This is a genomic window from Pseudonocardia sp. CA-107938 (assembly GCF_050936315.1).
Classification (GTDB): Bacteria; Actinomycetota; Actinomycetes; order Mycobacteriales; family Pseudonocardiaceae; genus Pseudonocardia.
The window spans coordinates 5,535,486-5,558,854 of the sequence record NZ_JBNJNA010000001.1 but is presented as its reverse complement, the minus strand read 5'-3'; the positions used below and the strand labels follow the sequence as shown (position 1 = coordinate 5,558,854).

Sequence of the window (23,369 nt, the reverse complement as noted above, 5' to 3'; positions counted from 1 at the left end):
CGATGGAGGCACACGTCGTCGAGGCACTGGGGCGCGACGAGACCCGCGCAGCGGTGCAGGTGTTCATCCGCGCGATCGGGATGCCGCCGCCGGACGAGTCGCGCCTGGCGGTTCTGGAGGCCGGCTGGGAGCCCGGGCGGTCCATGGGCATCCGCGGCGACGGCGGCGCGCTCGCCGCCACGGCCTGGTCCTTCGGCTGCCGCACAGCCGTGCCGGGCGGGACGGTGCAGGCGTCCGGCGTCTCCCGGGTGGGAGTGCGCGCCGACCACACCCGCCGCGGGATGCTCACGGCGCTCATGCGCGCCCAGCTGACCGACCTCGCCGCGCGCGGTGACGTGCTGGCGTCGCTGCGAGCCACCGAAGGGGTGCTGTACGGCAGGTTCGGGTACGGCGTCGCCACCCGCTACCGCACGATCCGGCTGCGCCGCCGCGGCGGGCGCGGAATCCGTACGGAGATACCGACGAGCGGCACGGTGCGCGTGGTCGACCCGGAGTCCGCCGTCGAGACGCTGCGGCCGTTGCACGACGCTCTCGCGCTGGTCCGCCCCGGCGGCATCACGCGGTTCGCCCAGTGGTGGGACGGTTCCCTCCAGTCGCGGGTTCGTGGCGGTGATCACCTGCTGGTGCTGGTGCACCGCGGCGCGGACGGCGACGACGGGTTCGCCGTGGCCTCCGTCGGTGAGGGACCCGAGTTCGGCGCGCGGCCGCTGACCGTCTCCGACCTGCACGCGCGGGACGTGGCCGCGACGGCCGACCTGTGGCGGTTCCTGCTCTCCGTCGACCTGGTCGGCGAGGTCCGCGCGTCCGGGCGCCCGATGGACGATCCGCTCGACCTGCTGCTCACCGATCCGCGGGACGCCGCGGTCACCTCGGTCGACGACGAGACGTGGCTGCGGATCGTGGACGTGCCGGCGGCGCTCGCCGCCCGGTCGTGGGCGCCGGCGGAGCCGGTGACGATCGCCGTGCTGGATCCGTTGCTGCCGGCGAACGAAGGCACGTACCGGATCGCGGACGGGCACGCCGAGCGGACCGGCTCACTGTCCGCCGACGCGGACCTGACGTGCTCGGTGACCGCGCTGGCCATGGCCTACCTGGGCGACCGCCGCCCGTCCGAGCTCGTCGCGACGGGCTGGTGGCAGGGTGCCACCGCGGCCGCGGCGCGGGCCGACCAGGCGTTCGCCGTCCCGGCCGCGCCGTGGTGCGGAACGCACTTCTAGAGGCTCTTCGCGGCCGTCTGCAGTGCCTGCAGCAGCCGTTCCACCGAGCTGGCGATGCCCCAGCGCTCGACGAGCTCCAGCAGCCGCGCCCCGTCGGCAGGTTCGACGGGGAGGGCGTCGTCCCGGTCGAGGACGACCTCGGCGTCCTGCGCGACCCGCACGACGGGTTCGACGACGGCCAGGTAGTCGACGGCCTTCGCGAGCTTGCTGCGTACGTTGGGCGACATCCGGGTGTCGGAGGGGTCACCGACTGCGGCGACCAGCTCGGTCCACGTCTCGAACCGTCCGACGATGGTGGCGGCGGTCTTCGCCCCCACCCCCGGCACCCCGGGCAGCCCGTCGGAGGGGTCCCCGCGCAGCATCGCCATCTCCGCGTAGGCGGCGCCCGCGCGGGCGCGCGGCACGCCGTACTTCTCGGCGACCTCGGCCGGCCCCAACAGCTCGGCCTTGGCGAGCCCGCGCCCGACGTACAGCAGCCGGACGGGCGGCTCGCCGTCGCTGACGATCTGCATGAGGTCACGGTCGCCGCTCACGGCGAGCACCGGGTGGGTGCGTTCCCGCGCGGCGAGGGTGCCGATCACGTCGTCCGCCTCGTAGCCCACGGCACCACCGGTCGCGATGCCGGCCGCGGCCAGCACCTCCAGCAGGATCGGCACCTGCGGGGCGAGGAGGTCCGGCACCTCCTCCGGCACGCCGGGCGGCGCGGTCTCCGGCTCCCCGGGCACGCGGTGCGCCTTGTAGGTGGGCAGCGCGTTGACCCGGAACGCCGGTCGCCAGTCCAGGTCGAGGCATGCCACGAGCCGGGCCGGGCGGTGCTCGGCGACGAGCCGCGCGACCATGTCGGTAAACCCGCGGACGGCGTTGATCGGCGTGCCGTCGGGTGCGGTGATCGACTCCGGCACGCCGTAGAACGCGCGGAAGTACATGCTCGCGGAGTCCAGCAGCATCAACGGTGCCGGTTTCGGGGCCGAGGTCACCTGGGCAGCTTGCCGGATTACCCTCGGCCGCATGTCACCGGCCGCCCCCTCCGGTCCGACCACGGACCTGCTCGCCGACCGCATCCGCCGCGCCGGGGCAGTCGCCGCCGACCAGGGCGTCGACCTCCTCGCCATCACCCCGGGCACGGACCTGCGCTACCTGCTCGACAGCACTGCGGACACCCACGAGCGGCTGACGTGCCTGCTCGTCCCCGCCTCCGGCCACCGCGCTCCGCCGGCGCTGGTCGTGCCCCGCCTGGAGGCGCCGCGCCTGCCCACCGCGCAGCTCGAAGCACTCGGCGTGGAGGTCGTGACCTGGTCGGACGGCGAGGATCCGCACCTGCTGGTCAGCGACCTTGCCGGCGGCCCGGAGGTGCTCGGGGTCTCCGACACGATGACCGCCGACCACGTGCTGGGGCTGCGTGACGTGCTGCCCGACGCACAGCTGACCCTCGCCGGACCCGTGCTGCGCGAGCTGCGCATGCGCAAGGACGCCGCGGAGATCGCCGAGCTGCGGGCAGCCGGGGCCGCCATCGACCGCGTGCACGCGCGCATGGGCGAGTTCCTCGTCGCCGGCCGCACGGAGAACCAGATCGCGGCTGCCATCGCCGCGGCGATCGTCGAGGAGGGTCACGAGTCGGCCGCGTTCGTGGTCGTCGGCTCGGGGCCGAACGGCGCGAGCCCGCACCACGACGCTGGGGAGCGCGTGGTCGAGACCGGCGACGTCGTCGTGATCGACATCGGCGGACCGCTGCCGAGCGGCTACAACTCCGACTGCACGCGCACCTACGCGGTCGGCCGGGCGCCGAGCCCGGAGATCGCCGAGGCCTACGCCGCCCTGCAGGACGCCCAGGAGCAGGCGGTGTCCGCCGTCCGGCCGGGTGTGGTCGCCGAGCAGGTGGACGCTGCCGCGCGCGGTGTGCTGACCGCGGTCGGGCTGGGGGATCGGTTCCTGCACCGCACCGGCCACGGCATCGGCCTCGACGTGCACGAACAGCCCAACATCGTCGCGGGCAACGCGATCGTCCTCGAGGAGGGCATGGCGTTCAGCGTGGAGCCGGGCGTCTACGTGGAGGGCGTGTGGGGCGCCCGCATCGAGGACATCGTGGTCGTCACCGCCGACGGCGCGGAGCGGCTCAACCGGCGTCCGCGCGACCTCGTCGTGGTGTGAGGCTCAGGCTGCTGCCGGTGGCACGGCGGACCTGACCAGCCGCGTGACGCCGTCGGCTCCGGTGACGCACGCCGCCGCCGGCACCGCCGAGCGCACGAGCGCGCCGAGGCATCGGCCGATCCGCTCGTGCGCGGCCGCCGTCGGGTGGAACGACTCCTGCGCGAGGTGGTAGCCGAACGCGTCACGACCGCCGAAGGCGAACGCGTGCGGGTCGACGGTGAGGCGCCGGTGCCACTCGTTCGCCGGATCCTCGCTCGTGCACGCCTCGTGACCATCGGTGGCGAGGTCGAGGTCGAGGAACCGCGCCCCGACCCGCTGCGCGACCGCCCGGACGGCGTCGCTGAACGCGGGGAAGAGCACGTCGTGGCCCCACGCGGCGTCGGGCCGGCTGAACGGGCACCCGATCGCGACCGGCACCGAGATCATCCTGCCGGTGATGGGCGGCGCGTACGACGTGAGCACCAGCGTGTAGTCGGCGGGCCCGTAGCCGGCCTCCGTCATCGCGGTGCGGATGTCGCGGGTGGCCCGCTCGACGCCGGCACCCGCTGCTCGCATCCGCTCGCCGACGTGCGGGCCGATCGTCGTGCGGCAGGCCGGTTCGGCCGGATCAAGGAAGGCCCGCACGCAGGCGAGCCCGATCGGGGTGAGCGAGCCCTCGTCGTTGGCCCCGACCTGCAGCACCACCGTCTGCACGCGGTAGCGCCGGGCGACGTCGACGAGCTGCCGCGCCTGCGACGGCTCGGTGTAGTGGCCGGGCGCGGGGAACGCCACGTCCGCCGTGTCCGCTCCGGAGCAGGCCAGGTTCACCGCCTCCCCGGAGAGCCCGGTGTGGTGCACGTACGCGTGCGGCGAGCGATGGCACCAGTTGCCGTTCTCGCCGCGGGTGCCGGGCTCGTAGTCGCCTGCGCCGTCGCCGGCCGCGGCGCTGTCCCCGAGCACGACGACGGCGGGTGGCCGGTCGACGGCGGCCGCCGCGGTGGTCGTGAGGCCGGGGAGCAGGCAGAGCGCGGGGGTCAGCAGGCCGAAGCCCAGCGCCCGCCACCGCCACCCCATCCGGAGGACGGTAGGGAGTCGGGCCGCGCCGTCACAGGAGTTTCGGCGAGTTCGTCCGGCTGCGGGCGATGATCACCGGCTCGGTCGAGTGCCGGTCACCCAGCGCCCTCGTCCCGGCGCGGTCCGACTCGACCGGGTGATCTCGGGGCCTGCCTCAGGGCCGGATCGGGGGCTTCCCCCACTGCGGACCAGGCCGGACCGGCGCACAGTGGAAGGCAGAGCGCGAGAGGATCCCGCGCCGCCCGACCCGAAGGAGCCGACCATGTCCGCCCCTGTCCGTTCGTTCAGCCGCCCCCGGCACGGCAAGGTGATCGCCGGTGTCTGCGCGGGCATCGCGGACCACTTCGGCTGGAGCGCCGGCTTCGTCCGCCTGCTGTTCTTGCTGTCGTGCCTGCTGCCGGGTCCGCAGTTCGTCGTCTACATCGTGCTGTGGATCATCATGCCGAAGCGCCCGTACTGAGCAGGGCTTGCCGGACCGCTGCACAAGGCTTCACCGATGGTCAGGGTGACGTGACCTGACCGGCACGGGCCGGGCGCCCGGCCTGTGCCATACTTTCGCCGTGACCGGTCGGACGAGCGTCGTGGGTGCCATGGCCCACTGCTGTCCGGGGTGTTGTCGCTGCTGTTGCAGCTGACCGATCCCCCCGACCGTCCTGCCGCCGCCGCGTGCGGCTGGCCCGCACGTCTGTGACGTCTTCCATGGCATCCACTCGCACCCTCTCCGGCCACACCGTCGTCGCGCTGCACGCGCACCCCGACGACGAGGCCATCTTCACCGGCATCACGCTGCGGCGCCTCGCCGCGGCCGGCGCGCGCACCGTGCTCGTCGTCGCCACCTCGGGCGACCTCGGTGCCTCGCGGGTGCCGCTGCGGCGGGGCGAGACCGTCCCGCAGCGGCGCATCGCCGAGCTGGAGCGCGCGGCCGAGCTCCTCGGCGTCGCCCGCCTGGTGCTGATGGGGCGGCGCGACTCCGGCCTGCCCGGCTGGAAGAGCACGCGGCACGCCCGCGCGCTCGCCGCCGCGCCCGTGCTGCCGCTGGCCCGTTCACTGGCCGAGCTCGCCGACGCAGAGGGCGCCACCGCGCTCGTCCACGACGACGAGGACGGCATCTACGGCCATCCCGACCACGCCGCAACCCACCGCATCGGCGCCGCGGCCGCCGATCTGGCCGGCATCACGTCCTACCGCACCACCGTCGACCGCGACGCGCTCAGCCCGGCCGGCCACCTGGTGCACGGTGCCGCCGACGCGGCCGGCGTGCGGTACGGGCGCCCGACCGGCGACATCATGCTGTCCGTCGCCGGCGACGGTGCCGACATCGCGGTCAAGCGGGCCGCGATCCTCGCCCACGAGAGCCAGGTCTCGCCCGCCGACGTGCCGGAAGAGGGGTTCGAGCAGGCGTACGGGCAGGAGTGGTACCTGCGCTCCGGTGCTGCCGGTCCGTTGGACCTGCTCGCGGCCACCCACGCGGATCACGGAGTCGTCACACCCGCCCCGTAGTCTCAGCAGGTGGCTGTCCCCACTGCTGAGCCGCGCGTTCCCGAACCCGCCGCGGAATCGCCCGCCCCGTCGAGCCGGCGACGCGTCCTGTTCGTGCTGCGTCTGGTCGGCGCGATCGCCGGCGGCGCCCTGCTGTACCTGGCGTTCCCGCCCCGGCCCACGTGGTTCCTCGCTGTCCCGGCGTTCGCCCTGCTGCGCCTCGTGCTCGACGGGCGCCGCCCACGGGCCGCGTTCGGCTACGGGTTCCTGTTCTCCATGGGCGTGTTCGTCCCGCTGCTGCACTGGGTGTCGTCGCTGGTGCAGACGCTGCCGTGGATCGCGCTGGCGGTGTTCGAGTCGCTGTTCATGGCGGTCGCCGCGATCGGGATGGTGCTGGTGGCCCGCCTCCGGTTCGCGCCGATCGTCGCGATGGCGTGCGTCTGGATCGCCGGGGAGGCGGTGCGCGGGCGCATCCCGTTCGGTGGGATGCCGTGGGGTCGGGTCGGCTTCAGCCAGCCCGACGGCCCCCTGGTGCCGCTCGCCGCCATCGGCGGTGAGCCGCTGCTCTCGTTCGTGACGGTGCTGGCCGGGCTCGCACTGGGCGAGCTGCTCCGCAGGCTGGTCGCCGGAGAGCGACAGGTCCGGCCGCTGGCCGGGCCGGTCGCGCTGCTGGTGGGCGCGCTCGCGTCGGGCCCGATCGCCGGCCTCGTGCCGCCGACGGGTGACGTCGGGCGCACGGTCACCATCGCCGCCATCCAGGGCAACGTCCCGCGCCTGGGTCTCGACTTCAACGCCCAGCGCCGCGCCGTGCTCGACAACCACGTGAAGCAGACCGTGCAGCTCGCGGCCGACGTCGCGGCGGGGCGCACCCCGAAGCCGGACATCGTGATCTGGCCGGAGAACTCCAGCGACATCGACCCCTTGCAGAACCCCGACGCGGCGGCACAGATCGACCGGGCCGCGCGGGCGGTCGGCGTGCCGGTGCTGGTGGGCTCCGTGCTGCGCAACCCGGACGGGCAGACCACCACGAACTCGGCGCTCGTCTGGCAGGCCGGCGTCGGTGTCGTGGAGCGCAACGACAAGCGCTGGATCCAGCCGTTCGGCGAGTACATGCCGTGGCGGGACTTCTTCCGGCTGTTCTCCCCGTACGTCGACCGCGCCGGCTACTTCGTCCCGGGCACGGGCACCGGCCGCGTGACGATGGCGGGCATCCCGGTGGGCGTCGCGATCTGCTGGGAGGTCGCGTTCGACGAGGCGGTGCAGGAGGAGATCGACGCGGGCGCCCAGGTGCTCGCCGTGCCGAGCAACAACGCCACGTTCGGGCTCACCGAGATGACGTACCAGCAGATGGCGATCTCGCAGGTCCGATCCGTCGAGCACGACCGCACCTCGATCATCGCGACCACGAGCGGCGTGAGCGCGACCATCGACCCGGACGGCACGGTCACCCAGGCCACGCGCCAGTTCACCGCTGCGTACCTGGTGGATAAGACCGTCCTGCGCGACACCACTACGCTTGCCTCTCGATTGCGCAGCGGTCCCGAGTGGACGCTCGCCGCACTGGGGGTGCTGGCGGTCGCGGCTGCGCTGTGGGCCGGTCGAGGGCGCCGGCGCTCACCGGTCGGGGAGAGGACGGCACAGGCTCATGACGAGGGCTGAACCATCGGGGCCGGCACCGGGCCCGGTGCTGGTGGTGATCCCCACCTACAACGAGCGCGACAACATCCGGTCGATCGTCGACCGGGTGCTGGCCGCCGTGCCTGACGTGCACGTCCTCGTCGTCGACGACGGCAGCCCGGACGGCACGGGGGAGATCGCCGACGAGATCGCCGCCGCCGACGCGCGGGTGGAGGTGCTGCACCGCACGTCGAAGGACGGGCTGGGTGCGGCGTACCTGGCCGGCTTCGCCCGTGCCCTCGACGGCGAGTACGCCGTGATCGTCGAGATGGACGCCGACGGCTCGCACGCCCCCGAGGACCTGCCGGCGCTGCTGGCCGCCCTCGACCGCGCCGACCTCGTCCTCGGCTCGCGGTACGTGCCGGGCGGACGGGTGCGCAACTGGCCCGCGCACCGCTACGCGCTGTCCAAGGGCGCGAACCTGTACGCGCGCATCGCGCTCGGCGTGCCGATCCGCGACATCACCGCGGGGTTCCGCGCGTTCCGCCGCCAGGTGCTCGAGGAGCTCGACCTCGACGCCGTCCAGTCGCAGGGCTACTGCTTCCAGATCGACATGGCGTGGCGGGCGGTTCAGGCCGGGTTCCGCGTCGCCGAGGTGCCGATCACCTTCACCGAGCGGGAGCACGGGGCGTCGAAGATGGACCGGAAGGTGATGGTGGAGGCGTTCTGGCGGGTCGCCACGTGGGGCGGCGAGCGGCTGCTCGACCGGCGCCGTGCGCGCAAGGGGGTCCGAACGTGAGCGAGCCGCGCGAGGAGCTGACCTGGGAGCTGTTCGGGCTCGCGTCGCGCGAGCTGGCCGAGCAGATCGCCGCCGACGGCTACGAGGCCGACATCATCCTGTCGATCGCGCGCGGTGGGCTGTTCGTGGCCGGCGCGCTGGGCTACGCGCTCGACGTGAAGAACCTGCACGTCGCCAACGTCGAGTTCTACACCGGCGTGGACGAGCGGCTGCCGGTGCCGATCATGCTGCCGCCGGTCCCGAACGTCGTCGACCTGTCCGGTTCCCGGGTGCTCGTCGCGGACGACGTGGCCGACACCGGCGCCACGCTCAAGCTGGTGCGCGACTTCTGCGTCGGCCACGTCGCCGACGTGCGGTGCGCCGTGGTCTACGAGAAGCCGCACTCGTCGGTGCAGTGCGAGTACGTCTGGCGCCGCACCGACCGCTGGATCAACTTCCCCTGGTCGACGTTGCCGCCCGTGGTGCGCCGCGCCGGGCAGGTGCTCGACGCGTGAACAGCACGAAGGCCGGACCCCCGCGGGGATCCGGCCTTCGTCGCGTCTGCGTCAGGCGATCTCGGCGCGCTTCTCGGCGAGCAGCTCGAGTCGCTCCGCGAGCAGCACCTCCAGGTCTGCCACGGAGCGGCGCTCCAGCAGCATGTCCCAGTGGGTACGCGCGGGCTTGACCTTCTTCGTCTCCGGCTCGGCGCCGTCGACCAGGCGGGAGATGCTGCCGTGAAGTCGACACTCCCAGGTCGCCGGGGCCTCGACGTCGTCGGCGAAGGGCACCTCGAAGTCGTGCCCACGCGGGCACGCGTAGCGCATCGTCTGCCGCGGCGCGAGGTCGTGGTTGCGGTCCGTCTCGTAGCTGACAGCCCCGAGCCGGCTGCCACGGAGCACGCGGTCGGCCATGCGTCACCCTCCCGTTCTCGAGCCGAGGGAGCCTCCCACGGCCGTCACTGCCGGGTGTAACGTCTGCACCTACGACGTCAATTCCCGACCGGTCGAGACGGTTACGCTCAGGTGTCGTCATGTGACGGACACCGGACGTCTGCCGTCCCGATCGTTGAGTGTCCACCATCAGGCGCAATTACACACGTGGATGTGACGTGTCAGCCAACTGTGACCTATGTCACAGGGCTGCGACGAGCTCGTAACCTGGGCGTTCCCGATTCTTGCAGCCAACAGGGGTTGACAGCTCAGACCTCGGCGGTCGCTCGACGGGCGGGGGAGCGGACCGCGGCGAAGGTCGCCAAACCCAGCGCGAGGACGAGCACGATCCCGACGATGCCGGCCCGCGGCGTGTCGAAGATCGTCACGAAGAGCGCGAACAAGGTCGGCGCGAGGAACGACGCCGCCCGGCCGGTCGTCGCGTAGAGCCCGAAGAACTGGCCCTCCCGCCCGACCGGGGCCATCCGCGCGAGGAACGTCCGCGACGACGACTGCGCGGGCCCGACGAACGCGCACAGGAATAGCCCGAAGACCCAGAAGGCGTCCGGTCCGTGGACGAACAGCAGGATCACCCCGGTCACGATCAGCCCGACGAGCGAGCCCACGATGACCGGCTTCGGCCCGACCCGGTCCTCGAGCCAGCCCCCGGCCAGCGCGCCGGCCGCCGACACCACGTTGGCCACCACGCCGAAGATCAGCACGTCGTCCTGCGGGATCCCGTACACGGCGACCGCGAGGATGACCCCGAAGGTGAACACGCCGGCCAGCCCGTCCCGGTAGATCGCGCTGGACAGCAGGAACCACAGCGCGTGCGGGTCGCTGCGGTACACGTCGCGGATGTCGACGGCGAGCTTGCGGTAGGACGCCACCACGCCGATGCGTGCCGGTCGTTGCGGGTCCGGCGGGATCTCCGGCACCGACACGAACAGCGGGATCGCCGACACGAGGTACCAGGCGGCTGCCACGAGTGCCACGAGCCGGAAGTTCCAGCCGTCGGCGGTGGCGATCCGCAGCAGCCCCGCCGTGCCGTCCCCGTTGTCGCTGATCATGCCCGCGTACAGGCCCGCCAGCAGGACGATGCCGCCGAGATAGCCCATCGACCAGCCGAAACCCGACACCCGGCCCATCGTCGCGGGCGTCGACACCTGGCAGAGCATCGCGTTGTAGGACACCGACGCGAGCTCCCAGAACACCGTGCCGAGAGCCAGCAGGGTGAGCCCGAAGGCCAGGTAGGTCGTGTCGTCGCGCACCGCGACCATGACCGCCATCACGACGATGGTGACCGCGGTCCAGATCGCGGTGGCCCGCTTGCGCCGGCCCGCCGCGTCCGCCCGGGCCGCGATCACCGGTGCGACCACGGCGAGGGCGAAGCCGGCGATGCCGACCGCGTAGCCCAGTGCCGCGCTCGCGCTCGGCTCGTCGTTGCCGACGCCCTTCACCAGGTACACGGAGAAGACGAAGGTGAGGATCACCGTGTTGAACGCTGCGGATCCCCAGTCCCAGAACGCCCAGGCGATCACCTGCCCGCGCGTCGCGGGGGAGGCGGGCGGAGCGGCAGCGGTCATGTCGCGGAGCGTAGCGGCGCGCGGCCGTGATCGGACCGGGTAGATCTACCCGCCTGCCCGTTCAGTCGGCGGCCCACTGGCCGCGCCGGCGCAGCACGTCCCGCAGCAGGTCGGGACGGTCCGACAGCAGCCCGTCCACCCCGAGGTCGAGCAGCTCGACCATCTCCGCGGGATCGTTCACCGTCCAGACGTGCACCTCGCGTCCGCTCGCGTGCGCGGTGCGCAGGAACGCCTCGTCGACGACCGTGAGGGCGCCGTAGCGGTGCGGCAGCTGGGCCAGGTTGCCGCTGACCGGCAGCGACGGCAGCCGCGACAACGGGGACGGGAGCCGGTCCAGCCATGCGCGGCTGCGCAGCCCCAGCGCCGACGTGTACGCCATCGAGGTGCACAGCCGATCACCGCCGCCGGCCCGTGCGGCCGCCAGCCAGGTCTCGTTGAACCCGCCGATGCACACGCGGTGCCAGGCGTCGAGCTTCTCCAGCACCGCGAGCACCGGCGTCACCACCGCGCCCGACTTGAGCTCGATCGTGACCCGGGTGTCGGGCAGGTCGGCCAGCACCTGCTCCAGCAGCGGGATCGGCTCCTTGCCCCGTACCTTGACCTCGACCAGCTCTGCCGCGGAGCGCTCAGACAGGCGTCCCGCCCCGTCGGTCGTCCGGTCCAGCGTGGCATCGTGGTGCACCACCGCGACCCCGTCCAGGCTCGCGTGGACGTCCAGCTCCAGGTAGGCGAAGCCCTCGTCGACCGCCCGGGCGAACGCAGCGAAGGTGTTCTCCAGCCCGGCCAGCTCGCCGATGTGCCAGCCGCGGTGGGCGTAGGCGCGGGGATAAGGGCCGTCCAGGTACGGGTGGCGATCCACGTCAGCAGCCTGCCATGCCGTGCGGCCGTTCAGGTGGGCAGCGGCGGACCGGGCTCCAGCAGCGGAGCCATCAGATCGCCGTGCTCGGCCAGGCGCGCGGGCAGGTCGGCAGCGGTGAACACCAGCTGCTCGGGCCGCCGGCAGGCGCGCACCTCCGCCCACGTCAGCGGTGTGGCGACGGTGGGCCGGCCGCGGCCGCGCAGCGAGTAGCTCGCGATCGTCGTCTTGTACGGGTTGTTCTGGCTCCAGTCGACGAACACCTTGCCGCGCCGACGGGCCTTCGCCATGACGGCGGTGACGCGGCCCGGTGTCTCTTTCGCGAGATCCTCGGCCAGCGCCTTCGCGAACGCCGACGTCTCGTCGGGCCGCTCGACGGTGGCGGCGAAGTAGAGCTGCATCCCCTTCCCGCCGCTCGTGCGGGGGCAGACGGTGAGGCCGGTGCCGGCGAGCCGTTCGGCGATGCGCTCCGCGACCCGCGCGCAGTCGACGATCGTGGTGCCCTCGCCCGGATCGAGGTCGAACACCACCAGGTCGGGCAGGTGCTGCTCGTCCGCCGGGCCCACCCGCCACTGCGGCACGTGCAGCTCCAGCGCAGCCAGGTTCGCCGCCCAGGCGAGACCTTCGGCGTTCTCGATCACCGGGAAGTCGGCCTTCTCCGAGCGTCCACCCGGGGTGCCCACGCGCGCCGTGCGGATCCAGGACGGCGCGTGCCGCGACACGTCCTTCTCGAAGAACGACGGCTTCGCCACGCCGTCGGGCCAGCGCACCATCGTGACGGGCCGGTCGCGCAGGTGCGGCAGCATCACGTCGGCGACGGCCAGGTAGTGGGCGAGCACGTCGCTCTTGGTCGTGCCGGTGAGCGGGTAGAGCACCTTGCGCGGGTTGGTGAGCTTCGCCCGCCCGAGGCCTTCCCGTGCGGCGGGCGGCGGTGGCGTCGCGCGGGCCCTGGCCGGCACCTCGATCCAGTCGGCGCTCTCGCGGCCGGGGACGTAGGGGGAGCGGTCGCGCTTGGCGAGGACCCCCGCCAGGCCCTGTTCACGGACCGCGGCCAGCACCTCGGCACCTGCCCCTGGGAACACCGGTGCGAGCCGCCAGTGCGGCCCCGCCAGCGCCAGCTCCTCCAGCAGCTCCCGACGTCGGGTGAACGGCTCGTCCAGCACGTCACGCCCGTCGACGTGCAGCAGGTCGCCGATCCACAGCTCGGTGCCGCCGACCAGCTCCGCGTCGAGCATGACCTGGGTGGTGCCCAGCGCCGGTCCGAACCCGCGCAGCCCCGGAGTGGCCACCTCCTCGCCGTCGGCATCGGTGAACCGGGCCCGGCCGCCGTCGACGCGCACGATCACGCGGCGGCCACCGAACAGCACCTGCAGCGTCCAGTCGTCACCGTCCTCCGGCAGCTCGCCGACCGTCGCGATCATCGGCAGGGCGTCGTGGGGGAGCGGGGCACGGTCGGGCGCGGGGTCGGACCGTCGCAGGATCCACTGGTCCCCGCGATCGTTGTTGCGGTCCGCGCGGATCAGCACGTACCGGCCGCGGGCCCGCTCACCGTGCAGGGTGACGATCACCTCGCGCGGCCGCCACTTCTCGGTCTCGTACGTGCCGGTGTCCCAGATCGTCATGCGGCCGGCGCCGTACTCGCCGGCCGGGATGTCGCCGGAGAACGTCAGGTACTCGATCGGGTGGTCCTCGGTCTGCACGGCCATCCGCACGGTGTCCGGGTCGGGCGGCAGGCCCTTCGGCACGGCCCAGGAGACGAGCACCCCGTCGCGTTCCAGCCGCATGTCCCAGTGCAGTGACCGCGCGTGGTGCTCCTGCACGACGAACCGGGTGCCCGCGCCCTCCTCGGTGGGGTCGGTCTCCGGCACCGGCTCGGGGGTGCGTCGCGGGTCGCGCTTGCGGCGGTACTCGTCGAGCGGCACGGGGTCAGGCTAGAGGGCAGGGCCGACAGGAAGCTCACGTGCGGGCCGCGGCGAGCAGGGCGAAGGCGGCGACGATGACCGCGACGCGGACGTAGTGGAAGCGGTCCCAGCGGCGCAGCTGCTCCTTCCGGTCGGCGGGCCGGTTGTCCGGGGTCCACGTCTTGCCCCGGTTGTTGATCGGGACCAGCAGCAGGATCGACATGATCACGCTGAGCAGCAGGAGCGCGCCCGCGCCGACGACGAGGCCGATGCCGTCCCGATCCCATCCGGTGACGGCCCAGACCGCGAACTCCACCCCGACCATCACACCGACGACCACGGTGGTCACGACCTCGAGTGCGGTGAACATGGAACCATCTCCGATCTAGCGGCGCTAGCTGATATGGCGACGCTAGTACTACTGCCGCTCTCGTGTCTAGCAGTGCTAGGATCGTCGCGTGTCGGTACGGGAACGCAAGCAGCGTGAGTTGGCGGAACGCGAGCGCCTCATCGTGTCGACGGCGCGCGAGCTCGCCGAGCAACAGGGCTGGGACGCGGTCACCACGCGCCGGCTCGCCGAGCGCATCGAGTACAGCCAACCCGTCCTGTACAGCCACTTCCGCGGCAAGCGCGAGATCATCGGCGCCGTGGCACTCGAGGGCGCCACCGAGATGGCCGCCGTGGTGCGAGCGGCCACCGCCGGCGCCCGCACCCTGCGCGATCGGGTCACGGCGCTCGCCCGCGCCTACCTCGCGTTCGCGGCGGACAACCCCGCGGTCTACGACGCGTTGTTCCAGCTCGACGGCGGCCTGGCCTTCGCGGACGAGGAGACCCCTGAGCCTCTCAAGGACGCGTTCGCCGCACTGCTGGAGACCCTGGGGGAGGCCGCCGGGCACGGGGTCGAACCGGGCCTGTTCACCGAGGTGTTCTGGGCCTCCCTGCACGGACTGGCGACGCTGACGCGTGCAGGCCGGCTGCCGCCCGAGCACACCGAACTCAGGGTGGCGCTGCTGGTGGATCGGCTCGCCGAGCTCCCGGCGGAGTGACGGACGTCCGAGTCGGAGGGGTTGCCCGTCGCTCGGCCAGCTGAGAGCATAGGCTGTCCTTATCGCAGCGAAGGGAGACCTCCGTGTACGTGTGCATCTGCGCGGCGGTCACCGATACCGTGATCAAGTCGTGCATCGCCGCGGGCGCCGGCACGGTCGAGGAGATCGGCGACGCGTGCGAGGCGGGCACCGGCTGCGGCAGCTGCCACGACCACATCGACGTCTTCCTCGCGGCCGCGCACGCGCCGTCCGAGCTGGCAGCCCTGCCTGCCACAGCGTGACGATCACCTCACCTTCGGTGAGGTTTGCCTGGGTTACCCGCAGTCCATCCTGACCGACACGCTCGCTGACCTGCCCGGCTACGGTTTCCCCATGCGTGGAGATCCTGAGGTCATCGCGCTGCTCAACGAGCAGCTGACCAGCGAGCTGACCGCCATCAACCAGTACTTCCTGCACGCCAAGATGCAGGGCAACTGGGGCCTGACCAAGCTCGCCGAGTACACCAAGGCCGAGTCGATCGACGAGATGCGGCACGCGGAGAAGATCACCGACCGCATCCTGTTCCTCGAAGGGCTGCCGAACTACCAGCGGCTGGGCACGCTCCGGATCGGCCAGACCGTGAAGGAACAGCTCGAAGCGGACCTGTCGATCGAGGTGGCCGTAGTGGAGCGCCTGCGGCCCGGCATCGCCATGTGCCGCGACAAGGGTGACATCACGACGGCGAACCTCTTCGAGGAGATCCTCGCCGACGAGGAGCACCACATCGACTACATCGAGACCAACCTCGAGCTGATCGAGCGGCTCGGCGAGCAGCTCTACCTCGCCCAGTTGGTGGACCACCCGCCGGTCCCGGGCTGATCACTCCGGCGCTGCGTCGGAGACCAGCGCGCCGCCGACGCCGACGAGGTCGTCGGCCTGCGGGGCCAGCTCCACCAGCACGGACTTCCGCAGCCGTTCGCCCAGCCCGGCGGCCACGGCATCGGTGACGGCGGCGACGAGCCGCCGCGCGATGTCGGGGCCGTCGGGCCGGGTGAGCGCGCCGGCACGGATGCCGAACCGCACCTCGGGCGCCGCCTCCGCCTCGACGACGCGGCCGCCCACCGCCCACCTGCCGGCGGGCAGGCCGACGAGCTGCACGACCACGAGCGGACGGGCCCACTCGCCGTAGACGGCGGCGACGGCGTCGGTCAACGCCGAGATCAGCGGTGCCTCGCGTCCGGCCAGCTGGGACTCGGCGACGGAAACGGTCAGATGCGGCATGCGAGCTCCATGGGACGATGGCATCGAGAGCAAATCATCTTTGCAAACAAAGGTAATCGATGGCCGAGGGCATGTCCACCGCTGACGCGGTCCGTTCGCTGTTGCTGCTCATGCCGCGCATCGTCGGGCGCGTCAAACGGCTGCCGGTGCCCGAGCAGCTGCGCGACCTGGACCTCGATCTCGCGCCTCGCCATCTCTCGCTGTTCGCGCAGCTCCAGTACGACGGCCCGTTGACCGTCGGACAGCTCGCCGAGCGGCTCGAGGTCGCGCCGACGACGGTCAGTCTCATGGTCGCTGAGCTGTCCCGTCGCGGCGTGCTCGTCCGCCGGGAGGACGAGTCCGACCGTCGTCGGCGCATCGTCGCGATCGCACCGGACCTGGCTGACGCGATCGCGGAGTGGCTCGGAGGCAGCGCACGTGCCTGGACGGCGGCGCTGGCCGACCTCACCGACGCCGAGCGGTTCGTCGTCGTGCAGGCGTTCCGCGCGTTCCAGGACGCGCTGGGCGTGACGGAGACCTGATCGGGTCCTATCGCGCAGCCGCGATGGCTTCCAGCAGCTCCTCGGCGAGGTCGGCGCGGCAGATCAGCAGGTCGGGCAGGTACGGGTGGGGGCGGTTGTACAGCAGCGGGCGCCCGTCGATCCGGGACGCGTGCAGGCCGGCGGCGACCGCCACTCCCACGGGGGCTGCCGAGTCCCACTCCCACTGGCCGCCGTCGTGCAGGTAGGCGTCGGCGTCCCCGCGCAGGACGGCCATCGCCTTGGCGCCGGCCGAACCCATCGGCGCCAGATCGGCGCCGAGCTGCTCGGCCACGGGCTCGGCCCAGGCCGGTGGCCGGGTCGCGCTCACGAGGAAGCGGAGCCCGTCTCGCGCGCTGGGCGCCACCCGGGCCGTGTCACTGGCGTGGACGACACCGCGGCCCGGCTCAGCGACCGCGGCCGCCGTGATCCCGCCTTCTTGCTCCCAGAGCGCCACGTGGACGGCCCAGTCGTCCCGGCCGGGCATGCTGAACTCGCGGGTGCCGTCGAGCGGGTCGATGATCCAGACCCGGTTCGCGGTGAGACGCGTGGGGGAGTCGGCCGACTCCTCCGACAGCACGGCGTCCTCCGGCCGTGCCGCGGCGAGTTCCTGCAGGAGCAGGGCGTTCGCGTCCGCGTCGCCGCGTTTCCCGAGATCGCGGCCCGTCAATCCGCTGTGCTCGCGCACGTCGAGCAGCAGGGCACCGGCCCGTTCCGCCAGTGCGGCCGCGAGGCGCGCGTCGCTCACATCGGAAGTCATGAACGCGGAATGTAGCGTTGCCGCCGTGATCCTCCCGAAGGTGCGCGACCCGCGCTTCGTGACGATCCGCCGCGGCGGCACGCTGACCGACGCGCACCATCACCTGCTCGCGCTGTGGGCGGCGGCCTGCGCCGAGCACGTCCTGCCGTTGTTCGAGTCCGCCCACCCCGACGACCCGCGGCCGCGGCAGGCCATCGAACACGCCCGCGCCTGGGTGCGCGGCGAGGTCGGGATGATGGTCGCGCGGGCTGCCGGCGGTCACGCGATGGGCGCGGCCCGGGACAAGCGCGGTGCGGCCCGCCACGCCGCCTACGCCGCCGGCCAGGCAGGAGCCGTGGCCCACGTCGCCGCACACGAGCTCGGCGCCGCCGCGTACGCCATCAAGGCCGCACGAGCCGCCGCACCTGCCGACGAGGCCGACGCTGCCGGTCGCCTCGAGTGCCAGTGGCAGCGCGACCAGCTCCCGGACGCGATCCGCGAGCTCGTGCTGGACGATCAACGGCTGCGCAACGACATCTGCTGGTCGGTCTTCGACTGCTGAGGCCGGCACGCGGTTCCAGATCAGGAAATCGTTCCGATAATCGACGTTATGACAGTTCGGCTGCGAACGGGCTGGTCCGCGTGCGGCCCCCTGGCTCACCGATCATCAAGGCCATCGAAGGGCAGCTGCCCGCCGCGAGGACGAACAGCTCCGGGTTGCGCCGACCATCCTTCCGAGGCCCCAGCACGGCCTGACCGAACTCAGACGCTTGAATCTGTCATAACGCCGGCGGACGTAGTCAGGTCAGGTGCGCGACGACCACCGGCTGCTCCTGACCGTTCCACGTCGCGAGCAGAACGCCTGCGGCCCCGTCCGCTGGTGCGGTCTCGTCGAGCACGCGCCGGACGACGAGTTCCCCGTCGCTGTCGTCGACGGGCGGCACGCCGCGCACCTCCGCGCTCGCCTGTCGGCGCACCGGCGGGCCCGTCTCCTGCTCCACCCACTCCTCTGCTCCGGCACCACCCGATCGGATGGTGGTTGCGAGTGCGGCGACGGCGACCGGGTCGGTGCATCCGTCGTGCACCCAGCGCTGTCCGAGCACGCTGTGCAGAGTGGTGCCGATCAACGCGGCGCCGGTCAGCGGCGCGGCGCGGTAGGTCGCCGGCACCTGGCGGACCACCCCGTCGACGCCGCGGACGATGTGCACCTCGATCCCGACCTCGCCGTCGGGATCGTCGAGCCGGTACGCGCCCAGCACGGCGTCGAGGGCCGCGCCCCACGGCTGCTGCGGCAGCCACGCTGCCAGCAGTTCGCGCTTCGTCGGCTGCAGTTCGGCCCGATGGATCACCGCCACGCGCTCGACGGTACCGGGGCCGTCACATGCGGTGGCCCGCGGCCTGACCTGGCGCTACCCTCGCGCCATGACCACCGAGCGGGTCTCGCTGGACCTGCCTGTCGAGCTGCTGGACGCAGCCCGACAGGCGGTCGAGACCGGTGCCGCCGAGAGCGTGTCGGTCTTCGTCGCCGACGCGCTGGGCGCGCACGTCGCGCGCATCCGCGGCCTCGCCGAGCTCGAACGCGTGTTCGGTGGCCCGCCGCCGCAGGACGTCCTCGACACGGTGCGGCGGGACCTGGGGCTCACCCACCAGTGACGGGCCTGCCGTGGCGTCCCTGGACGCCCGAGGAGCTCGTGCACCGCCTGGCAGGGGTCGACGTGCCGTGCGCCGCCGCCGCCGGATGGGCGGTCGACCTGTACCTCGGGCGACGCACGCGCGACCACCGGCGGTGCGACTCCCCTGGTCCGAGATGCGCGCCACCACGGCGACCGGCATCCCGTACGTCCGGCCCGAGATCGTCCTGCTGTAATGCGAAGCAGGACGAGGTCGATCTGGACAACTGCCTGCCGGTGCTCGACGCGGCGGCCTGGCAGTGGCTGCGCGCCGCCATCCAGGACGTGCACCCCGGGCACGGCTGGCTGGCCGCTCTCTCCTAGAGAACCGCGGCGTCGGTCCAGATCCGCGCGGACCGGCCGGTCAGCACGTCCAGCAGCGCGCCGGCCTGCCCGTCGGTGAGGGAGGCGACGTAGTCGATGACGGCGCGTCCGCGGGCGCGCCGGCGCACCTCGCGCCGCGGGACGAGTCGCGCGTACTCCTCGGAGGCCAGCTCGACGAGGTCGTGCAGGCGAGGTGGCAGTCGGGGGCCGTCCCCGTCCGCGGCGAGCCAGTCCCCGAGCGCCCCGACGAGCCCGGTCAGGACGGTGGCCTGTCCGCGCTGGTAGGAGGCCAGATCGGCGCGCAGGAGCACGAATCGCTGGTGCACGAACTTCAGCACTGCGACCTCGTGCCACTGGGCGGTGCCGAGCCGGACGTGCGCGGAGCGGACCGGTGGGTCCGCGGCGACCTCGACGCCGCCGACGAGCCGGGCCGTCCACCGCGCGGAGAACTCGGCGACGGCCCGCTCCGCTGCCATCGAGCCGTCGAAGGACCGGCCGAGCAGCTCGTCCACGAGGTCCTCCCGCACCCGGTCGACGGCGTCGGCGAACGCGTCGTCGTCGTAGGCCCATCCGTCCTTCACCCGCAGGCGTTGCCGCAGCCGTTCCAGGTCCGCCCCTGCTCCCCCGCCGCGCCCGGTGCCGGCGCGCCAGCCGGTGAGCTCCGCAGCCACACCCGTGGCCTGCAGGACCCCGACGCGGTGGAAGTCCTCCAGGTCGTGGATGGCGTAGGCGATGTCGTCGGCGGTGTCCATGACGGCTGCCTCCACCGTCTGCTGCCAGGGCCCGATGGCCTCGGCGAACGGCTCGCGGGACTCGATCAGCTCCTCCAGCTCGGTGTCGTAGCAGGAGAACTTCGCCGAACCGGCCTGTGGCGCGTCGGCGGCCGGGCCGGCGCCGCGCGGCGGTAGCACGGCGGTGCTGGGGTGCGGTTGGGGGTGGCTGCGGCGGGTCCACGGGTACTTGAGCACCGCCGCCCGCACCGCGGCGGTCAGGTCGAGCCCGACGCCGGCGGGGCCGTGCAGGTCGATCGTGGTGACGATGCGGAAGCTCTGCGCGTTGCCCTCGAAGCCGTCGGGCAGCCCCAGCTCCTCACGGGCGAGCCGGTCCAGCACCTGCTCACCGAGGTGACCGAACGGTGGATGGCCGAGGTCGTGGGCGAGCCCGGCCGCCTCGACGACGTCGGTGTCACACCCGCCGAGCTTGTCCAGCAGCGCCGCCGTGTCGGCGTCGGACATGAGCCGCTCGGCGATGGCTCGGGCCACCTGCGCCACCTGCAGGCTGTGCGTCAGCCGGTTGTGCACGAGCAGCCCGGTGCCGGCCGGGCTCACCACCTGTGTGACCCCGGCCAGCCGGGCGAAGAAGGGTGACGCCGCGATGCGGTCACGGTCGGTGCGGTACGGCGAACCGGCCCGACCGGCGGAGAACTCCGCGGCCCGGGACCGCCGGAGGGTGCGCATGGCACGACACTAGGGGGACGGACGGCCCCCGCATCGGCAGGGCCGGAGTGGGAGGACGGTGGCGTGCGCGGCGGATCCCGGTCCGACATGGACGTCGCCGTGGTGGGTGCCGGGCCGGCCGGTCGCGCCCTCGCTGCTGCCTGCGCCGCCCGCGGGCTGGCGACCGTGCTCGTCGATCGCAACCCGGACGCGCCGTGGTCGGCCACGTACGGGTCGTGGGTCACCGATCTGCCGGACGATCTGCCGCCCGGCTGCGTCGCGGCAGAGGCCGCGGGTTTCGCGATCGCGCGCACGCGGCACGAGCTGGCCCGGCGGTACGCCGTCCTGGACACCGCCGAGCTGCGCGCGCACCTCGACGACCGGCTCGCAGCCGGGCAGGTCGAGCTGCGCGCGGGACGGGCGGTGCGTGCCGTCGACGGACGGCTGGTGCTCGCGGGCGGGGACCGGATCGGGGCGCGGTGGATCGTCGACGCGGGCGGACACCGGCAACCGTTGACGAGCCGGCCGCGCACCGGTGCGGCTGCCGAGCAGACCGCGTACGGGATCGTGGTGCCGGCAGCCACGGCTGCCCCGATCGTCCCGCCCGGTTCGGCCCTGTTCATGGACTGGCGGCCCGATCACGGGGCTCCGGGTGCGCCGACGTTCCTCTACGGTGTGCCGCTCGGGCAGGACACGGTGCTGCTCGAGGAGACCTCGCTGGCCCGCCGGCCCGGCCTGCCCCTGCGCGAGCTGCGCGACCGGTTGGCCGCCCGCCTCGCCGCGCACGGGGTCGACGCGCCCCTGGAGTGCGCCGTGGAGCGCGTGCGCTTCCCGCTCGACGTGCCGCGACACCGCGAACCGGGCGTGGTCGGGTTCGGCGCGGCCGCCCCGTTCGTGCACCCGGCGTCGGGTTTCAACCTCGCCGCCACCCTCGCCGCGGTCCCCCGGCTGGCGGACGCCTTGGCATCGGGCCGTCGCCGCGCGGCCCGGCGCGCGGTGTGGCCGGCGTCGGCCATCGTGGTGCACCGGGTGCGGCGGATCGGTCTGGAGGCGCTGCTGCGGATGCCCCCCGAGCAGGTACCGGCCTTCTTCGAGACGTTCTTCGCCCTGCCGGAGCGGCACCAGCACGCCTACCTGTCCGAGCGCGCGGCACCGGCGGCCACGGCTGTGGCCATGGCCGCCCTGTTCGCGCGTGCGGACATGCGGCTGCGGATGCGGTTGGTCGGGCCGGCGTTGCTCCCCTCTGCCCAACCCGTAGGGCCGAACAGTCGCTGACCCTCGGCGTACCCGGTGCGCGAGCGTCGTCCTACCGGCGGTAACCTGCACCGACGTTCCCCCAGGGAGGCCACCATGTCCGCCTACCGCACCATCGTCGTCGGCACCGACGGGTCCGAGACGTCGCTCTCCGCCGTCGAGCGCGCGTCCGCCGTCGCGGCCGACAGCTCCGCCGAGCTGATCATCGTCTGCGCGTACACCCCCGCCACCCGCGACGACACCGCGGCTGCCGAGGACGCGCTCAAGGACGAGGCCTACCTGGTCGTGGGCTGGACGCCCGCCGAGGAGACGCTGCGAACCGCCGAGGAGCGCGCCAGCGCCGCCGGGGCGAAGAAGGTCCGCACCGTGGCCGTCGACGGGGCCCCCGCCGATGTGCTCCGCCAAGCGGTCATCGACAACAAGGCCGACCTGCTGGTGGTCGGCAACAAGGGCCTCAACACCCTGTCGGGGCGCCTGCTCGGCTCGGTGCCATCGGACGTGGCGCGGCGCTCCGGCGTCGACGTCCTCATCGTCCACACCACCTGAGCGGGGTCGGCATCAGCGCCGAGCCACCGGCCGCGGAGCCCGACCACCGGCTGCCGCTCGCGATCGAGGAGGTCGTCCTCGGTGGTGCTCGCCGGTGGACGCGCATCCAGCTGGCCGAGGCCGCCGGGATGAGCCCGGACGAGACGCGTCGCTTGTGGCGTTCCCTGGGGTTCCCGGAGGCCGGCGACGACGAGGTCCTGTTCACCGACCACGACGTCGCCGCGGCCCGCGCGTTCGCCGGGCTGACCGCCGCCGGGATCGTCGATGCCGAGGTGTCGGAGGCCGTTGCGCGGGCCACCGCCCAGTCGGCGTCCCAGCTCGCGGAGTGGCAGGTCGGGCTGCTGCGCCGGCTGTTCGAGGACACCGGTTTCGACCAGCCGCCCGCCGACGGCTCCCTCGAGCTGACGCGCGCGGTGCTGCCGGTGCTGGAGGGCCTGCAGTCGTACGTGTGGCGGCGGCACCTCGCCGCGGCGATCGCCCGCATGGTCGTGCATCCACCGTCGGCGTCGGACGCCACGGAAGAGCTGACCGTCGGGTTCGCCGACATGGTGGGCTTCACGCGCACCACGCGGCGCCGTTCGGTTGCGGAGCTCTCGGAGATGATCGAGCAGTTCGGTGCCGTCACCACCGCGGTGATCGCCGACGGGGGTGGCCGGCTGGTCAAGACCGTCGGCGACGAGGTGCTGTTCGTCGTCGACGAGGTCGCTGACGGGGCGAACATCGCGCTCGGCCTGCGCGACCGGGTCCGTGCCGAGGACGCGCTCCCGAAGCTGCGCATCGGGCTGGCGGCCGGGCCGGTGCTGCCGCACTTCGGCGACGTGTACGGCGAGGTCGTGAACATCGCGGCCCGGCTGACCAGCACCGCGCACCCCGACAGCGTGCTCGTCGACCGGGGTGTGGCGGAGGCGCTCGCAGACGACCCGCGGTTCACGCTGCACCGCATCAAGCCGGTCTCGGTGCGCGGCTACAGCCGGCTGAACCCGTGGGTCCTCGACCGACGGGCGTGACCCGA

Annotated in this window: 28 protein-coding genes; 17 read left to right on the top strand and 11 right to left on the bottom strand. The window is 73.1% G+C overall.

Annotated features, from left to right (window positions below; genetic code table 11):
• Positions 1-2 precede the first annotated feature (2 nt).
• On the top strand, positions 3-1,217 hold the full coding sequence (locus ACQEVB_RS27490) for a GNAT family N-acetyltransferase (RefSeq protein WP_432977070.1): 1,215 nt from the start codon (positions 3-5) through the stop codon (positions 1,215-1,217).
• On the opposite strand, the gene ACQEVB_RS27485 is transcribed toward ACQEVB_RS27490, so the two are convergent.
• The gene (locus tag ACQEVB_RS27485; RefSeq protein WP_432980614.1) at positions 1,214-2,164 is read right to left on the bottom strand and encodes a 5'-3' exonuclease; all 951 of its coding nucleotides are present in this window, start codon (positions 2,162-2,164) and stop codon (positions 1,214-1,216) included. The two genes, ACQEVB_RS27490 and ACQEVB_RS27485, sit on opposite strands and share 4 nt — an antisense overlap.
• 61 nt (positions 2,165-2,225) lie before the next feature.
• Between ACQEVB_RS27485 and ACQEVB_RS27480 the strand changes: the two genes are divergently transcribed.
• A complete protein-coding gene (locus ACQEVB_RS27480; protein ID WP_432977067.1) occupies positions 2,226-3,365 on the top strand; it encodes a M24 family metallopeptidase in 1,140 nt (379 codons plus the stop codon).
• 3 nt (positions 3,366-3,368) lie between these two features.
• Here the strand turns inward: ACQEVB_RS27480 and ACQEVB_RS27475 are convergent, their stop codons facing one another.
• Positions 3,369-4,418, bottom strand: a complete 1,050-nt coding sequence (locus ACQEVB_RS27475) for a GDSL-type esterase/lipase family protein (protein WP_432977065.1) — start codon at positions 4,416-4,418, stop codon at positions 3,369-3,371.
• Between the two features lie 262 nt (positions 4,419-4,680).
• Between ACQEVB_RS27475 and ACQEVB_RS27470 the strand changes: the two genes are divergently transcribed.
• The 5 genes from ACQEVB_RS27470 to ACQEVB_RS27450 all read left to right on the top strand — a co-directional run bounded on the left by ACQEVB_RS27470 (position 4,681) and on the right by ACQEVB_RS27450 (position 8,807).
• Positions 4,681-4,878: a PspC domain-containing protein gene (locus ACQEVB_RS27470; RefSeq protein ID WP_432977062.1), complete on the top strand. Its 198-nt coding sequence runs from the start codon at positions 4,681-4,683 to the stop codon at positions 4,876-4,878.
• A gap of 239 nt (positions 4,879-5,117) precedes the next feature.
• Entirely contained in the window at positions 5,118-5,918 is an 801-nt protein-coding gene (locus ACQEVB_RS27465; protein ID WP_432977060.1) for a PIG-L deacetylase family protein, read from the top strand.
• 9 nt (positions 5,919-5,927) lie between these two features.
• On the top strand, positions 5,928-7,556 hold the full coding sequence (lnt, locus tag ACQEVB_RS27460; protein ID WP_432977057.1) for an apolipoprotein N-acyltransferase: 1,629 nt from the start codon (positions 5,928-5,930) through the stop codon (positions 7,554-7,556).
• Positions 7,543-8,313 carry a polyprenol monophosphomannose synthase gene (locus ACQEVB_RS27455; protein ID WP_432977054.1) on the top strand — a complete coding sequence of 257 codons (771 nt, stop codon included), beginning with the start codon at positions 7,543-7,545 and terminating at the stop codon, positions 8,311-8,313. Before lnt ends, ACQEVB_RS27455 begins: the two co-directional genes overlap by 14 nt.
• Entirely contained in the window at positions 8,310-8,807 is a 498-nt protein-coding gene (locus ACQEVB_RS27450) for a phosphoribosyltransferase (protein ID WP_432977051.1), read from the top strand. The genes ACQEVB_RS27455 and ACQEVB_RS27450 overlap by 4 nt, the downstream gene beginning before the upstream one ends.
• Positions 8,808-8,858: 51 nt before the next feature.
• Here ACQEVB_RS27450 and ACQEVB_RS27445 read toward each other — a convergent pair whose 3' ends face one another.
• The 5 genes from ACQEVB_RS27445 to ACQEVB_RS27425 form a co-directional block, all read right to left on the bottom strand.
• The gene (locus ACQEVB_RS27445) at positions 8,859-9,203 is read right to left on the bottom strand and encodes an RNA polymerase-binding protein RbpA (RefSeq protein ID WP_432977048.1); all 345 of its coding nucleotides are present in this window, start codon (positions 9,201-9,203) and stop codon (positions 8,859-8,861) included.
• 287 nt (positions 9,204-9,490) lie between these two features.
• Entirely contained in the window at positions 9,491-10,807 is a 1,317-nt protein-coding gene (locus ACQEVB_RS27440) for an MFS transporter (protein WP_432977045.1), read from the bottom strand.
• A 61-nt stretch (positions 10,808-10,868) separates the two neighbouring features.
• On the bottom strand, positions 10,869-11,666 hold the full coding sequence (locus ACQEVB_RS27435) for a glycerophosphodiester phosphodiesterase family protein (protein WP_432977042.1): 798 nt from the start codon (positions 11,664-11,666) through the stop codon (positions 10,869-10,871).
• Positions 11,667-11,695: 29 nt separating this feature from the next.
• On the bottom strand, positions 11,696-13,585 hold the full coding sequence (ligD, locus tag ACQEVB_RS27430; protein WP_432977039.1) for a non-homologous end-joining DNA ligase: 1,890 nt from the start codon (positions 13,583-13,585) through the stop codon (positions 11,696-11,698).
• Positions 13,586-13,619: 34 nt separating this feature from the next.
• Positions 13,620-13,934 (bottom strand): anthrone oxygenase family protein, encoded by a 315-nt coding sequence (locus ACQEVB_RS27425; RefSeq protein WP_432977036.1) that lies wholly within the window; start codon positions 13,932-13,934, stop codon positions 13,620-13,622.
• An 88-nt stretch (positions 13,935-14,022) separates the two neighbouring features.
• Between ACQEVB_RS27425 and ACQEVB_RS27420 the strand changes: the two genes are divergently transcribed.
• The 3 genes from ACQEVB_RS27420 (at position 14,023) to bfr (ending at position 15,468) form a co-directional block, all read left to right on the top strand.
• Positions 14,023-14,610, top strand: coding sequence for a TetR/AcrR family transcriptional regulator (locus tag ACQEVB_RS27420; RefSeq protein ID WP_432977033.1), 588 nt, complete (start codon positions 14,023-14,025; stop codon positions 14,608-14,610).
• A gap of 83 nt (positions 14,611-14,693) precedes the next feature.
• Entirely contained in the window at positions 14,694-14,891 is a 198-nt protein-coding gene (locus ACQEVB_RS27415; RefSeq protein ID WP_432977030.1) for a (2Fe-2S)-binding protein, read from the top strand.
• A 91-nt stretch (positions 14,892-14,982) separates the two neighbouring features.
• Complete coding sequence (gene bfr, locus ACQEVB_RS27410; RefSeq protein ID WP_432977027.1) at positions 14,983-15,468, top strand: bacterioferritin; 486 nt, start codon at positions 14,983-14,985, stop codon at positions 15,466-15,468.
• Here the strand turns inward: bfr and ACQEVB_RS27405 are convergent, their stop codons facing one another.
• The gene (locus tag ACQEVB_RS27405; RefSeq protein WP_432977024.1) at positions 15,469-15,870 is read right to left on the bottom strand and encodes a tautomerase family protein; all 402 of its coding nucleotides are present in this window, start codon (positions 15,868-15,870) and stop codon (positions 15,469-15,471) included.
• 71 nt (positions 15,871-15,941) lie between these two features.
• Between ACQEVB_RS27405 and ACQEVB_RS27400 the strand changes: the two genes are divergently transcribed.
• Positions 15,942-16,391, top strand: a complete 450-nt coding sequence (locus ACQEVB_RS27400) for a MarR family transcriptional regulator (RefSeq protein ID WP_432977021.1) — start codon at positions 15,942-15,944, stop codon at positions 16,389-16,391.
• A 7-nt stretch (positions 16,392-16,398) separates the two neighbouring features.
• Here ACQEVB_RS27400 and ACQEVB_RS27395 read toward each other — a convergent pair whose 3' ends face one another.
• Positions 16,399-17,148, bottom strand: a complete 750-nt coding sequence (locus tag ACQEVB_RS27395; protein ID WP_432977018.1) for an inositol monophosphatase family protein — start codon at positions 17,146-17,148, stop codon at positions 16,399-16,401.
• A 25-nt stretch (positions 17,149-17,173) separates the two neighbouring features.
• Between ACQEVB_RS27395 and ACQEVB_RS27390 the strand changes: the two genes are divergently transcribed.
• Positions 17,174-17,689: a putative immunity protein gene (locus ACQEVB_RS27390; RefSeq protein WP_432977015.1), complete on the top strand. Its 516-nt coding sequence runs from the start codon at positions 17,174-17,176 to the stop codon at positions 17,687-17,689.
• A gap of 238 nt (positions 17,690-17,927) precedes the next feature.
• On the opposite strand, the gene ACQEVB_RS27385 is transcribed toward ACQEVB_RS27390, so the two are convergent.
• Complete coding sequence (locus ACQEVB_RS27385; RefSeq protein WP_432977012.1) at positions 17,928-18,482, bottom strand: maltokinase N-terminal cap-like domain-containing protein; 555 nt, start codon at positions 18,480-18,482, stop codon at positions 17,928-17,930.
• Between the two features lie 67 nt (positions 18,483-18,549).
• Between ACQEVB_RS27385 and ACQEVB_RS27380 the strand changes: the two genes are divergently transcribed.
• Complete coding sequence (locus tag ACQEVB_RS27380) at positions 18,550-18,780, top strand: hypothetical protein (protein ID WP_432977009.1); 231 nt, start codon at positions 18,550-18,552, stop codon at positions 18,778-18,780.
• A 38-nt stretch (positions 18,781-18,818) separates the two neighbouring features.
• Positions 18,819-19,121 carry a hypothetical protein gene (locus ACQEVB_RS27375; RefSeq protein ID WP_432977006.1) on the top strand — a complete coding sequence of 101 codons (303 nt, stop codon included), beginning with the start codon at positions 18,819-18,821 and terminating at the stop codon, positions 19,119-19,121.
• On the opposite strand, the gene ACQEVB_RS27370 is transcribed toward ACQEVB_RS27375, so the two are convergent.
• Positions 19,118-20,578, bottom strand: a complete 1,461-nt coding sequence (locus ACQEVB_RS27370) for a deoxyguanosinetriphosphate triphosphohydrolase family protein (RefSeq protein ID WP_432977003.1) — start codon at positions 20,576-20,578, stop codon at positions 19,118-19,120. The two genes, ACQEVB_RS27375 and ACQEVB_RS27370, sit on opposite strands and share 4 nt — an antisense overlap.
• Before the next feature lie 63 nt (positions 20,579-20,641).
• On the opposite strand from ACQEVB_RS27370, the gene ACQEVB_RS27365 reads away from it, so the two are divergent.
• From ACQEVB_RS27365 to ACQEVB_RS27355, 3 genes are all read left to right on the top strand, one after another.
• On the top strand, positions 20,642-21,832 hold the full coding sequence (locus ACQEVB_RS27365) for a lycopene cyclase family protein (RefSeq protein WP_432977000.1): 1,191 nt from the start codon (positions 20,642-20,644) through the stop codon (positions 21,830-21,832).
• A 75-nt stretch (positions 21,833-21,907) separates the two neighbouring features.
• Positions 21,908-22,357: a universal stress protein gene (locus ACQEVB_RS27360; protein WP_432976997.1), complete on the top strand. Its 450-nt coding sequence runs from the start codon at positions 21,908-21,910 to the stop codon at positions 22,355-22,357.
• Between the two features lie 152 nt (positions 22,358-22,509).
• The gene (locus tag ACQEVB_RS27355) at positions 22,510-23,364 is read left to right on the top strand and encodes an adenylate/guanylate cyclase domain-containing protein (protein ID WP_432976994.1); all 855 of its coding nucleotides are present in this window, start codon (positions 22,510-22,512) and stop codon (positions 23,362-23,364) included.
• The last annotated feature ends 5 nt before the right edge of the window (positions 23,365-23,369 follow it).